Source organism: Nocardia carnea NBRC 14403 (assembly GCF_000308515.1).
Lineage (GTDB): Bacteria > Actinomycetota > Actinomycetes > Mycobacteriales > Mycobacteriaceae > Nocardia > Nocardia carnea.
In genome coordinates, this window is record NZ_BAFV01000007.1 from 1 (window position 1) to 12,201 (window position 12,201).

Sequence of the window (12,201 nt, forward strand, 5' to 3'; positions counted from 1 at the left end):
AGATGGCCGAGGCGCATGAGGCATGGCGGAGCAGTCCGGCTGCCACCTCTCTCGCCGAATTGGTGGGCGAGCTGCCCGAGTGGGCTCCAGAAAGGACCCGCCGACGGCGCACGGCTCGTCCTGGCCTGCGGCGGACCCGTGCACGGCCCGGCGTAAAGGACAGCGCGGCCTCTCGGTCCGCACGCCCTTTACACCGAGACCGTCAGATACCCGGTAGGGAGCGCAGGATGCCGCGGCCGTAGCGCTGGAACTGGGTGTCGTCGACCATGCCCAGCGAGTGCCGTTCGACCAGTAGTTCCCATTCGGAGTACAGCTGCGCGACGCTGGGATCGGCCGGACCTGCCGAACCGTCCAGTGCGATCAGCCGCACCGCGAAGTTGATGGCGTAGGTCATCCGCTCGGTATCGGCGCGATCCAGCCCCGTGAAGCACATCGTGGTGTTGCCGTCGCGTACCTCGATGATGGGGCGGCGGTCCGCATCGCGCAGCCCGCCGGCCATCGAACCGGGTTCCTCCGTGGCCCGCGCCATCATGATCATCGGGATCGGCAGATCGTGGGCGTAGGGCTCGTCCGTGCTCAGCGACGCCAGGAGCAGGCGTTTCGTCGTGACCGTGAGCAGGCAGGCATCGTCGTCACCGACCGGTGGATGGGCGATGACATACGCGGTCTCCAGTACGTACTCGTCACCGTCGACGAGGCCGTGCAGATCGTGCAGGGCCGCTTCGCCGCGCCCGGTGACCGACATCCGGCCCACGGCCCGGTCGACATCCGCGCGGACCGTGCCCCGTTCGGTGACCTCGGGCTCCGGCGGGTTCAGTGCCGGTGCGGAGATATCGATCCGTTGCGCGGCCAGGATCTGGTCGTTGATCCGCGAAACGATACCGGCGGCGGCGGGAACATCGTGCTCGGCGATCAGCACCGGAAGTGGCGTCCGGTCGGCGGGCACTCCGACCAGTACCGGAGTCGGATAACGCAGGTAGATCTCGATGACGACCGCATCGTCGGCGCGCCGGCTGAGCCGCACCTCCAGCAGGTCGGTGACTGCCACGTCGAGCACGCGCTCGCCGTCGGTCTCGGTATCGCCGTCGGCTTCGGGGCGAAGGACGACCAAACGTCCTGCTCCGTGCCGAACTATTGCTGTGGGTGTCCGTAACTCGACTATGTCCATACCCCCTGCGCTCGGGTCGTACGTCGATCATGATCGGTCGGGCGTGCCATGATTGTGATCACTACGAGATATCACAGACCACGACGCCGGGAACCACCGTGGTTTTCCGGCCGTTTACCTGTTGAACTGCATCACCAGCCGAACTCCTCGCTTGCGATAAGTCAGGAAGCGCGATGTATCGAGTAGACCGTACGCGGTAACGTGGCATGTCCGCATCCGAATCCGCCCACCGGGCGGCCCCGGAAGTGGGTTGCGCCGCTCGAGACCGACGCATCGCTAGGCAAAACGCGGAGACGCCTGAAAGGACTGGCCGCCCGGCCGACGCTCTATGAACCGCAAGACAGTGTTTCGCACCCTGGCGATAATCGCGGGCATTCTGCTCGTGATCTATCTGTTCAGTTACTTCGGCAACGACACCCGCGGCTGGCAGAGCGTCGATACGTCGGTGGCGCTCGAGCAGCTGAAGGACAAGGAAAACGTTGCCAACGTCCAGATCGATGATCGCGAGCAGCAGCTGCGGATCGAGCTGAGGAACGGCAACGACGCCACCGAGGGCCAGAACCAGATCATCGCCAAATATCCCGGTGGCAGTGACACCTCGTCGCAGATCTTCCAGGCCGTGCAGGATTCCGGCGCGCCGTACAACACGGTCGTCAAACAGGAGAGCTGGCTCACCCAGATCCTGCTGTTCGTCCTGCCGATGGTCATCCTGCTCGGCTTGTTCATCTTCGTGATGTCGCGGATGCAGGGCGGCGGCCGCGGCGGCATGATGGGCTTCGGTAAATCCAAGGCCAAACAGCTGTCGAAGGATATGCCCAAGACCACCTTCGCCGATGTCGCCGGCGCCGACGAAGCGGTCGAGGAGCTCTACGAGATCAAGGATTTCCTGCAGAACCCCGTGCGCTATCAGGCGCTGGGCGCGAAAATCCCGAAGGGCGTGCTGCTCTACGGTCCGCCCGGTACCGGTAAAACCCTGCTCGCGCGGGCCGTCGCGGGCGAGGCCGGGGTGCCCTTCTTCACCATCTCCGGTTCGGATTTCGTGGAGATGTTCGTCGGTGTCGGCGCGTCCCGCGTGCGCGACCTGTTCGAACAGGCCAAACAGAACAGCCCGTGCATTATTTTCGTCGACGAGATCGACGCGGTCGGCCGCCAGCGCGGCGCCGGCCTCGGCGGCGGCCACGACGAACGTGAACAGACGCTCAACCAGCTACTCGTCGAGATGGACGGCTTCGGCGACCGCACCGGCGTCATCCTGATCGCGGCCACCAACCGCCCCGATATCCTCGACCCCGCGCTGCTGCGCCCCGGCCGGTTCGACCGGCAGATCCCGGTCAGCAACCCCGACCTCGCCGGTCGCCGGTCGATTCTGCGGGTGCATTCGCAGGGTAAGCCGATCGCGCCGGAAGCCGATCTCGACGGTCTGGCCAAGCGCACGGTCGGTATGTCCGGTGCCGATCTCGCGAACGTCATCAACGAGGCCGCGCTGCTCACCGCCCGGGAGAACGGCGCCACGATCACCGGCGACGCGCTCGAGGAATCGGTGGACCGGGTGATCGGCGGGCCACGCCGCAAGAGCCGGATCATCAGCGAACACGAGAAGAAGATCACCGCCTACCACGAGGGCGGACACGCCCTGGCGGCATGGGCGATGCCCGATATCGAGCCCGTCTACAAGGTGACGATCCTGGCCCGTGGCCGCACCGGTGGTCACGCGATGACCGTCCCCGAGGACGACAAGGGCCTGATGACGCGCTCCGAGATGATCGCCCGGCTGGTCATGGCCATGGGTGGTCGCGCGGCCGAGGAACTGGTGTTCCACGAGCCCACCACGGGCGCATCCTCCGATATCGACCAGGCCACCAAGATTTCGCGGGCCATGGTCACCGAATACGGGATGAGTGCCCGCCTGGGCGCCGTCCGCTACGGCCAGGAGCAGGGCGACCCGTTCCTCGGCCGGTCCATGGGTACCGCCTCGGACTATTCGCACGAGGTCGCGGGCGCGATCGACGTGGAGGTCCGCAACCTCATCGAGGCCGCGCATACCGAGGCCTGGTCGATCCTCAGCGAATACCGCGATGTGCTCGACGAGCTGGCCACCGCGCTGCTGGAACGCGAAACCCTGCATCGCAAGGATCTGGAAGTCATCCTGAGTGCGGTGCAGAAGCGGCCGCGTATCACCGCCTTCAACGATTTCGGTGATCGGGTGCCGTCGGATAAACCGCCGGTGAAGACGCCGGGTGAACTCGCGGCCGAACGCGGTGAGCCCTGGCCGCCGGAGCCCAAGGTGCCCGCCGGTATCGCCCCCGGCGACCCCGCGGCCGGTAGTCTCCCGCAGCCCGCCGGATACCCGGGTGCACCCGTCGCGCAGCCCGGATACGGGCAGCCGCCGGCCGGTTACCCCGCTCCGCAGCAGCCCGCGCCCGCGTATCCGCGTGGTGCCACGCAGGGGTCGCGTCCGGATTACGGTGCTCCCGCGGGCTGGTCGGCCCCGGGCTGGCCGCCGCGGGAACAGCAGCAGGCACCGCCTGCCGAACGCGGTTACGGAGGCCCCCCTCCCGAGCAGCCGCGCCATGCGCAGCCGGACCCGAACACCGGCGGATACCGCGGCGAAGGCGCTACCCCGCCGTACGACCGTGGCCAGGGCGATCCCGGCTACGGTTCCGGCGAGGAGCCCGGTCGTGGCGGCCCGCACTCCTGGGACAGCCCGAACGGTCGGCAGTAGTCAGGCGCCGATTACGCTCGGACCCGACGGCGCTCGGTCATTACTGCCGCGCCCGGATTGTGGAGGTGTCCTCGAATGTCGGCCAATCAGCAGACCAACGGCCATACGACCGGTATCCCCGCCGAACTGGGCGAGACCGGCGGCCCGGCGCCGGAGCTGATCGCCCGGCACACCGGAAAGCCGTTCGACCAGCAGCGCGCCGAGGCCGCGGTACGGGAGTTGCTGCTCGCGGTGGGCGAGAATCCCGACCGGCCCGGGCTGCTGGATACACCGGCGCGGGTCGCGCGGGCCTACCGGGAAATGTTCGCCGGGCTGTACGTGGAACCCGACGCGGTGCTGAACACCACCTTCGACGAGGAGCATCAGGAGCTGGTGCTGGTTCGCGATATTCCGATGTACTCGACCTGCGAGCACCATCTGGTGTCGTTCCACGGCGTCGCGCACGTCGGTTATATCCCGGGTCCGCACGGCCGCGTGACGGGTTTGTCGAAACTGGCCCGGCTGGTCGATCTGTACGCCAAACGTCCCCAGGTGCAGGAACGGCTGACCAGTCAGGTCGCGGACGCGGTGATGCGCAAACTGGATCCGCGCGGCGCGATCGTGGTGATCGAGGCCGAACATCTGTGCATGGCCATGCGCGGTATCCGTAAGCCCGGCGCCAGCACCACGACCTCCGCGGTCCGCGGGTTGTTGCAGACCAATTCGGCCTCGCGCTCCGAGGCCCTCGACTTGATTCTGCGCAAGTGAACGATCAGCGTTCCGCCGCCGCTCCTACCCTGACCGGTGTGGTTCCCCGGCCGGGTGTGCAACCGCGGCCGGGCCGGTCGTGTGTGGTGATGGGCATCGTGAACGTCACCAGTGATTCGTTCTCCGACGGCGGGCGCTATCTGGATCCGGACCGGGCCATCGAACACGGGGTCCGGCTCTACGAGTCCGGCGCCGACATCATCGACGTGGGCGGGGAATCGACCCGGCCGGGTGCGGTGCGGGTCGAGGCGGAAACCGAGGTCGAGCGGGTGGTGCCGGTGATCGCCGGGCTGGTCGCGGCCGGTGTTCCCACCAGCGTCGACACCATGCGTGCCGTGGTCGCGGATGCGGCCATCGCGGCGGGTGTGTCGGTGATCAACGATGTCTCGGGCGGACGGGCCGACCCGGCGATGGCCGAGGTGGTCGCCGCCGCCGATATTCCGTGGATCCTCATGCACTGGCGGGCGGCCGCCGATTACCGGCACACCGGCCCGGCCGACCACTACGACGATGTCGTGGCCGAAGTCCGGTCCGAACTCGGGGTCCAGGTGCGGCGCGCGGTTGCCGCGGGGGTGGATCCGGCCCGGATCATTCTCGACCCAGGCCTGGGTTTCGCCAAGAACGCCGAACACAACTGGGCACTGCTGGGCGCGCTGGACGATTTCGTCGCGGACGGCTTCCCGGTATTGATCGGCGCCTCGCGGAAACGGTTCCTGGGTACGCTGCTGGCCGAGAACGACGATCCACGCCCGCCCGCCGGGCGGGAAACCGCCACCGCCACGATTTCGGCGCTGGCGGCCTGGCACGGCGCATGGGGGGTCCGGGTGCACGATGTGCGCGGTTCGCAGGACGCGATCGCGGTAACCGACGCCTGGCGCCGCGCGATGGGAGACGCGCGGTGAGCACCGGGGCCGCGGACCGGATCGAACTGCGTGGCCTGCGAGTCTTCGGCTATCACGGGGTTTTCGAGCACGAACGCCGGGACGGGCAGGAATTCGTCGTCGACCTCACCGTCTGGACCGATATTTCCGCGGCGGCGGCCACCGACGATCTCGACTGCACCGTGGATTACGGCGCGCTCGCCGAACTCGCCGTGACGATCGTGCAGGGCCCCCCGCGCAATCTCATCGAGACCGTGGCCGCCGAAATCGCCGCCCGGGTGCGCGCTGTTCCCGGTGTCGCCGATGTCGAGGTTGTGCTGCACAAACCGAGCGCGCCCATCCCGCACAGTTTCGCCGATGTCCGCGTGGTCACCGCGGGCCGCCGGGAACAGGGGTCCGAATGACGCGCGCGGTCCTGTCCATCGGCTCGAATATGGGGGATCGGCTCGCGCTGTTGCGCGGTGTCGTCGCCGGATTCGGTGCGCGGGTCCGCGCGGTTTCGCCGGTGTACAGCACCGCCCCGTGGGGCGGCGTGGACCAGGACGATTTCCTCAACGCCGTACTGGTCGTCGACGATCCGGCGTACGACTGCCGGGCCTGGCTGGCGCACGGTCAGCGGCTCGAACAGGCCGTCGGCCGGGAGCGGACGGTGCGCTGGGGCGCCCGCACTCTCGACGTGGATATCGTCACCTGCGCCGAACGCGTCGCCGGGGAGTTTCGAACCTGTCGCAGTACCGACCCCGACCTCACCCTGCCGCATCCCCGCGCCCACGAACGCGCCTTCGTCATGGTGCCGTGGCTGGATGTGGAACCCGGGGCCGTGCTTGACGTCGCGGGTACCGGATACCCGGTGCGGGAGCTGCTGTCGAAGCTGGACGCGAGCGAGGTCGCGGGGGTCCGCCGTACCGATCTCACCCTGATTCCCGCCGCGGGAGCCGCACCATGACCTTCGGGGGCAACGATAAGAACACTGGCGGCAACGGCGGGGACGACGGCGATATGAGGCTGAAACCCACCCGTATCCGGGAGTTGCTGGCCAATATCGCGATCGCGGCCGTTATCGCCTGGGTGACCACTCGGCTCGCCTACGGGAGTTTCCCGCCGATCTCTACGATCGCGGGGGCCTCGCTCTACCCGGTGGCCGCGCTCGAGGCTGCGCTCGGGTTCTATATTCGTACCCGGGTGACCAACAGTGAGATCGGTGCCGACCGGCGCCAGCTGCATCCGATCACGGTGGCCCGGGCGTTGGCGCTGGCAAAGGCGTCCGCGCAGGTGGGTTCGCTGGTGGCCGGGGTCTGGCTGGGATTCCTGCTGTGGATCTTCCCGCAGCGCGGGGACCTGCGGGCCGCCGACGCGGACTATCCGGGCGCCCTCATCGGCTGCGGCGCGGGTATCGCGCTGGCCGTCGCGGCGCTCTGGCTCGAACACTGCTGCCGGGCCCCGAACGACCCGACCGATGAGCCCGCGCCATCCTAGACCTCTTCGTGATGGATCACGCCCATTCTGACCTGGGCGCGTCCGACTTTCCCGATTACTCTTGCGGGCATGGTGTCACCGTCCCGCAGTAGTTCTTCCGTGCGCAGCCGGGAAGATGTGGGCAAGTTGTTCCTCGGCGGCCTGGTGCTGCTCGGGGCGGTGGCCAGTGTTCTGCTGGTGCTCAGCGATAGCGTGCAGCTCATCCGCGTGGGGCTGGTGGCGGCGTTGTGGGCGGCTGTACTGGGGGCGTGGGCGGTGAGCCGATACCAGGCCAAGGTCCGGGAGCTGCGTGGCGCCTACGAACGGGAACTGGAGCGCGAGATCAGCGCGCGCCGCGAACACGACCTCGGGATCGAGGCCCGGGTGCGTTCGGAGGTGGGCGCCGACGCGTCCGAGATGGCCGCGCTACGGGCCGAGCTCGCGGTACTGCGCCGACAGCTCGAACGGCTCTTCGACGGTGAGCTCCCGCCGGAACGTCCCGCGTTGCGGGCCGCGTCCTTCCGTGTCCAGGAACTGCCCAGCGCGCAGGACCGGCCGGGATTCCCGGCGGCCTGGCCGCCGGCCGAGGACGGTGAGCGGCGCGCGGTCGACGCCTGGGCCAATGCCGCGGCGAGCTGGTCGCATGCGGCGGACGGCTGGGTCGATACCGAAGACGATAGGGCGGAATCGGACGCCGATACCGGGGACCGTAATACCGGCACCCCCGTCTACGAAAGCAATCATCCGGGCCGGCCCCGGTTCGCCGGCCCAGACGATGACCCCATCACGGCCGAAACGGCGATCGTGCGCCTCGACGACGAACCGGTTCAGGCTGGGCCGGGGCCGGGGCTCGCGGGCCCGAGCTGGGCCGATGCGTTCACCGAGGTCGACCACGACACGGATGTGCCAGAAGATGCCGAGCAGCACGGTCCGCCGCACCCCGCCGAATTCGTCCAGGGCCCGCCGCGACCCCCCGAGCCGGTCCACGGTCCGCCCGCACCGCGCCGCCCGGCCGCCAAATCCGAAGCGCCCAAGGCACCGGCTCCGGCGAAGGCCCGGGACAGCGCCCGCGCCCCGGGCAAGTTGTCCCCACGGTCGGTCAATTCCCGGCGCCGCCGTACCCAATCCGACCCGGCCGGTTCGCGCCGGCTGTCGGTCGCCGAGATCATGGCGAACCTGCGCCGGGAAGAAGAGCAGCGCAGCTCCTGAAGTGCGGCATATCACCCGGTGCGCCCGTGGCGCATCGGCGGTCGTGAGTCATATCCTCGATGCGTAACGTCCGGTACCCGCAACGCGGGACTGGAACGACTTTTCGAGAGGACACTGTTGACCTCGCCACGCGTGACTCCTGGTAATCCCGCGAGTGGTGATCCGGCGCCCGCACGCCTGACGGTAGGAATCGTTTCGGCGGGACGCGTGGGATCCGCTCTCGGTGCCGCGCTCGAACGCGCCGGACATGTGGTGTTCGGCGTCGCCGCCATCTCCGATGCCTCGGTGCAGCGGGCGCGTACCCGGCTGCCCGAATCCCGGATCCTCCCGGTCGAGGAGGTAGCCGCGCGCTGCGAACTGCTCATCCTGGCGGTCCCCGACGCCGAACTGGCCGGGCTGGTGCGCGGGCTGGCGAGCGCGCGGACGGTGCGGCCCGGCACCATCGTGGCGCATACGTCGGGCGCGAACGGTATCGCGATCCTGGCGCCGCTGGCGGAGGCCGGCGTGCGACCGCTGGCCATTCATCCGGCGATGACCTTCACCGGCCACGACGAGGATCTGTCCCGCCTGGCCAATGCGTGTTTCGGGATCACCGCGGCGGACGAGATCGGTTACGCCATCGCGCAGTCGCTGGTGATCGAGATGGGCGGGGAACCGGTCCGGGTGGCCGAGGAGCACCGCACCCTCTATCACGCCGCGCTCGCCCACGGCAGCAATCACCTGGTCACGCTGGTACTCGACGCCGTACAGGCCCTGCGCGAAGCGCTCGCCGGTCCGGGGCTGCTCGGCCAGCAGACCATCGACGACCAGCCGAACGGCCTGCCCGAACGGCTGCTCGCGCCGCTGGTCTCGGCGGCCCTCGACAATGCGCTGCGCCGCGGCCAGGCCGCGCTCACCGGCCCGGTCGCCCGGGGCGATACCGCCGCCGTTGCCGCGCATCTCGAGGCCTTGACCGCGGCCGATCCGCAGATCGCCGCCGGGTATCGGGCCATGTCGCGGCGCACCGCCGAACGGGCACAGGCGCCCGACGAACTTCGCGCACTGCTGGAGGAACACCGATGAGGCGATACCTGCGCCGCGGATGGCATGCACCGGATTCGAAGGAGGCAGCATGACGGAGCAGACCCTGCGCGACGCCTACCGCGCCGGCGAGCTGACCGTGCAGCACGACCCGGTCGTGCTCGGCAAGGTCGTCCGCGCGCTGCGCCGCTCCGGCCGCACCGTCGGGCTCGTCCCCACCATGGGCGCCCTGCACGAAGGTCACCTGGAACTGGTTCGCCGCGCCAAGCGCACCAACCAGGTCGTGGTCGTCTCGATTTTCGTCAACCCGCTGCAGTTCGGGGCGAACGAGGATCTCGCCAGCTATCCGCGCACCCTCGACGCCGATGTCGAACTGCTCCGCGCGGAGGGCGTCGACCTGGTGTTCGCCCCGAGCGCGGCGGATATGTATCCCGACGGCCCGCGGACCACGGTGCAGCCGGGCCCATTGGGCGCCGAACTGGAGGGCGGCTCCCGGCCGACTCATTTCGCCGGAATGCTCACCGTTGTGGCGAAACTACTGCAGATGGCGAGCCCGAACGAGGCCTTCTTCGGCGAGAAGGACTATCAGCAGCTGGCGTTGATCCGGCAGATGGTCCGCGATCTGAATTTCGACGTGAAGATCGTCGCCGTCCCGACGGTCCGCGAATCCGACGGCTTGGCACTGTCCTCGCGTAACCGCTACCTCGACCCCGCCCAGCGCGAACTCGCCACCACCCTGTCGGCCGCGCTGCTGGCCGGTGCCCGTTCCGGCGCCGCGGGCGGACCGGCCGTACTGGACGCGGCGCGTTCGGTCCTGGCCGCAGCCCCCGGTATCGAACTGGACTACCTGGAACTCCGTGCCGCGGATCTGGGCCCCGCCCCGGAAGCAGGCAACGCCCGCCTCCTGGTCGCGGCCCGCGTCGGCAGCACCCGCTTGATCGACAACGCCGCCGTCCAGCTCGGTGTACAGCTCGACGGCCACCCCGACGCGGACATCGTGTCCCCGCAGGCAGAACAATCCGTCACCACCACAAGTGCCGGCCGATGAGTACGCATGTAGCGGAAACGTCCGCCACCGGCCACCCCCGGCCCACGCTGCTCCGCGAAGGCGCCGAGCTGAACCACTCCACGGCACCCTCGGCCACTTACACAAGTCGGTCGACCGCGAGTGCGGCCGACATCGGCCCTGAGTTCCTGCCCGGGTTTCTCTCTTTCGGACGGTCCACCTCCCGGGGTGGGGCCCGCCCGGTTCTGGAGCGACGGAGCGGGGGAGCGAAGCGGAGGAGCGGAGGAGTGAAGAACCGGGCCCACCAGGGCCCCACCCCTCGAGACGCGGAGCGTCTCCAAAATTACAGCCCGCCCCTTCGCGGATGGCACGCCCCGATTGCGGGTTCATCGGGTCTCCGGCCTGGTGCGGCGGGGGACGCGACGATCCCACGATGTTCTGTCTCTCCAGCCGGTTCACCTCCGAGGTTCGGGGCCCGTCTCGTTCTGGAGCGACGGAGCGGGGGAGCGAAGCGGAGGAGCGGAGGAGTGAAGAACGAGACCAAGGGGGGCCCCGAACCCTGCGGCGCCGGAGGCGACGCCATAGATACAGAAGGGCGACCGTGATGTTGCGGACCATGATGAAGTCGAAGATCCACCGGGCCACCGTGACCCATGCCGATCTGCATTACGTCGGATCGGTGACCGTGGACCAGGATCTGCTGGACGCCGCCGATCTGCTCGAGGGCGAACAGGTCTGCATTGTCGATATCGACAACGGGGCTCGGCTCGAGACCTATGTGATCGCCGGTGAGCGCGGTTCCGGGGTGATCGGTATCAACGGCGCCGCCGCCCATCTGGTCAATCCGGGCGATCTGGTGATCCTCATCGCTTACGGGATGATGGACGAGGCCGAGCTGCGCGACTACGACCCGAAGGTGGTGTTCGTGGATTCGCGTAACCGGGCGGTGGAGCTGGGCTCGGATCCGGCGCATGCGCCGGAAGGCTCGGATCTCATCAGCCCGCGTAATCTGTCGCTGGTCTGAGCGCCGACGGCACACGTATGCTGCTGACCCTCGACGTCCGCACCACCAGCACTGTCATCGGGCTGATGAACGGCACCGATTCCGGCGCGGAATTGGTGCGGCACTGGCGGATTCACACCAATCCACTGCACACCGCCGACGAGTTCGCCATGAATCTGCGCGGTCTGCTGGGAGCCGACCTCGACACGGTGACCGGTATCGCCGGCCTGTCCACCATGCCGCCCATGCTGCGGGAAATGCGGCTGATGCTGGATCGCTACTGGCAGCACGTGCCGCATGTGCTGGTGGAGCCCGGGGTGCGGACCGGTATCCCGTTGCTGGTGGACAACCCGAAAGAGGTCGGTGCGGACCGGATCGTCAACAGCCTCGCGGCCTATCACGAATACGGCACCGCTTCGATCGTGGTGGATTTCGGTGTGTCGATCTGTGTCGATCTGGTGTCGGCGAAGGGGGAGTTCCTCGGAGGCGTGATCGCGCCTGGGGTGGAGATCGCGACCGAGGCGCTGATCGAGCGGGCCGCGCTGCGGCGGGTCGAGCTGGCCAGGCCGAGGTCGGTGGTCGGCAAGAACAGTGTCGAATGTATCCAGGCCGGCGCCATTTTCGGTTTTGCGGGGTTGGTGGACGGTCTCGTCGACCGGATCCGCGACGATATCGATGGTTTCTCCGGCGACGATATCGCCGTGGTGGCCACAGGCCCGGCGGCGCCGTTGATCCTGGACGAATCCGAGACCATCGAACATCATCTGCCGCATCTGACGCTGACCGGCCTGCAGCTCGTCTACGAACGCAACCAGCGGCGTAGTCGCGGTTGAGCGCACGGGACGTCGTCGCAGATATGTGATGTATTCCGCTGCGCCGGGTGTGGCCGCCGCGGGTCCGGATTGCTAAGCTCGCCGTGTGCTGTCCCGCATGCGTACCCAGGAGTGTTGTCGAGGCTGATTCGCCTCGACCGTTCGAGGCATCCCGAAT

At 68.4% G+C, this 12,201-nt stretch carries 12 protein-coding genes; 11 read left to right on the forward strand and 1 reads right to left on the reverse strand.

Going from position 1 to position 12,201, the window contains the following annotated elements; all coding sequences use genetic code 11:
- Positions 1-202: 202 nt before the first annotated feature.
- Complete coding sequence (locus ON22_RS01730; protein WP_231508541.1) at positions 203-1,111, reverse strand: hypothetical protein; 909 nt, start codon at positions 1,109-1,111, stop codon at positions 203-205.
- 385 nt (positions 1,112-1,496) lie between these two features.
- On the opposite strand from ON22_RS01730, the gene ftsH reads away from it, so the two are divergent.
- From ftsH to ON22_RS01785, 11 genes are all read left to right on the forward strand, one after another.
- Complete coding sequence (gene ftsH / locus ON22_RS01735; RefSeq protein WP_033243962.1) at positions 1,497-3,890, forward strand: ATP-dependent zinc metalloprotease FtsH; 2,394 nt, start codon at positions 1,497-1,499, stop codon at positions 3,888-3,890.
- 75 nt (positions 3,891-3,965) lie between these two features.
- The gene (folE, locus tag ON22_RS01740) at positions 3,966-4,637 is read left to right on the forward strand and encodes a GTP cyclohydrolase I FolE (RefSeq protein ID WP_033243963.1); all 672 of its coding nucleotides are present in this window, start codon (positions 3,966-3,968) and stop codon (positions 4,635-4,637) included.
- An 89-nt stretch (positions 4,638-4,726) separates the two neighbouring features.
- Positions 4,727-5,539: a dihydropteroate synthase gene (folP, locus tag ON22_RS01745; RefSeq protein WP_051157080.1), complete on the forward strand. Its 813-nt coding sequence runs from the start codon at positions 4,727-4,729 to the stop codon at positions 5,537-5,539.
- The gene (gene folB / locus ON22_RS01750; protein ID WP_033243964.1) at positions 5,536-5,922 is read left to right on the forward strand and encodes a dihydroneopterin aldolase; all 387 of its coding nucleotides are present in this window, start codon (positions 5,536-5,538) and stop codon (positions 5,920-5,922) included. Before folP ends, folB begins: the two co-directional genes overlap by 4 nt.
- The gene (folK, locus tag ON22_RS01755) at positions 5,919-6,464 is read left to right on the forward strand and encodes a 2-amino-4-hydroxy-6-hydroxymethyldihydropteridine diphosphokinase (RefSeq protein ID WP_033243965.1); all 546 of its coding nucleotides are present in this window, start codon (positions 5,919-5,921) and stop codon (positions 6,462-6,464) included. The genes folB and folK overlap by 4 nt, the downstream gene beginning before the upstream one ends.
- A 53-nt stretch (positions 6,465-6,517) precedes the next feature.
- Complete coding sequence (locus tag ON22_RS01760; protein ID WP_033244501.1) at positions 6,518-6,994, forward strand: DUF3180 domain-containing protein; 477 nt, start codon at positions 6,518-6,520, stop codon at positions 6,992-6,994.
- A 69-nt stretch (positions 6,995-7,063) separates the two neighbouring features.
- On the forward strand, positions 7,064-8,182 hold the full coding sequence (locus tag ON22_RS01765) for a DUF6779 domain-containing protein (RefSeq protein WP_156052276.1): 1,119 nt from the start codon (positions 7,064-7,066) through the stop codon (positions 8,180-8,182).
- Positions 8,183-8,299: 117 nt separating this feature from the next.
- On the forward strand, positions 8,300-9,244 hold the full coding sequence (locus ON22_RS01770) for a Rossmann-like and DUF2520 domain-containing protein (protein WP_033243967.1): 945 nt from the start codon (positions 8,300-8,302) through the stop codon (positions 9,242-9,244).
- Between the two features lie 49 nt (positions 9,245-9,293).
- Positions 9,294-10,250, forward strand: a complete 957-nt coding sequence (panC, locus tag ON22_RS01775; RefSeq protein ID WP_033244502.1) for a pantoate--beta-alanine ligase — start codon at positions 9,294-9,296, stop codon at positions 10,248-10,250.
- A gap of 562 nt (positions 10,251-10,812) precedes the next feature.
- Positions 10,813-11,232 carry an aspartate 1-decarboxylase gene (gene panD / locus ON22_RS01780; protein WP_033243968.1) on the forward strand — a complete coding sequence of 140 codons (420 nt, stop codon included), beginning with the start codon at positions 10,813-10,815 and terminating at the stop codon, positions 11,230-11,232.
- Positions 11,233-11,249: 17 nt separating this feature from the next.
- Positions 11,250-12,044: a type III pantothenate kinase gene (locus ON22_RS01785; protein ID WP_033243969.1), complete on the forward strand. Its 795-nt coding sequence runs from the start codon at positions 11,250-11,252 to the stop codon at positions 12,042-12,044.
- Positions 12,045-12,201: the final 157 nt, after the last annotated feature.

What these genes read in the sequence shown, in the direction of transcription:
- folK (WP_033243965.1), top strand. Translation starts at nt 5,919, where the DNA reads ATGACGCGCGCGGTCCTGTCCATCGGCTCGAATATGGGGGATCGGCTC.
- panC (WP_033244502.1), top strand. Translation starts at nt 9,294, where the DNA reads ATGACGGAGCAGACCCTGCGCGACGCCTACCGCGCCGGCGAGCTGACC.
- ON22_RS01765 (WP_156052276.1), top strand. Translation starts at nt 7,064, where the DNA reads ATGGTGTCACCGTCCCGCAGTAGTTCTTCCGTGCGCAGCCGGGAAGAT.
- ftsH (WP_033243962.1), top strand. Translation starts at nt 1,497, where the DNA reads ATGAACCGCAAGACAGTGTTTCGCACCCTGGCGATAATCGCGGGCATT.
- folP (WP_051157080.1), top strand. Translation starts at nt 4,727, where the DNA reads ATGGGCATCGTGAACGTCACCAGTGATTCGTTCTCCGACGGCGGGCGC.
- folE (WP_033243963.1), top strand. Translation starts at nt 3,966, where the DNA reads ATGTCGGCCAATCAGCAGACCAACGGCCATACGACCGGTATCCCCGCC.
- ON22_RS01785 (WP_033243969.1), top strand. Translation starts at nt 11,250, where the DNA reads ATGCTGCTGACCCTCGACGTCCGCACCACCAGCACTGTCATCGGGCTG.
- panD (WP_033243968.1), top strand. Translation starts at nt 10,813, where the DNA reads ATGTTGCGGACCATGATGAAGTCGAAGATCCACCGGGCCACCGTGACC.
- ON22_RS01760 (WP_033244501.1), top strand. Translation starts at nt 6,518, where the DNA reads ATGAGGCTGAAACCCACCCGTATCCGGGAGTTGCTGGCCAATATCGCG.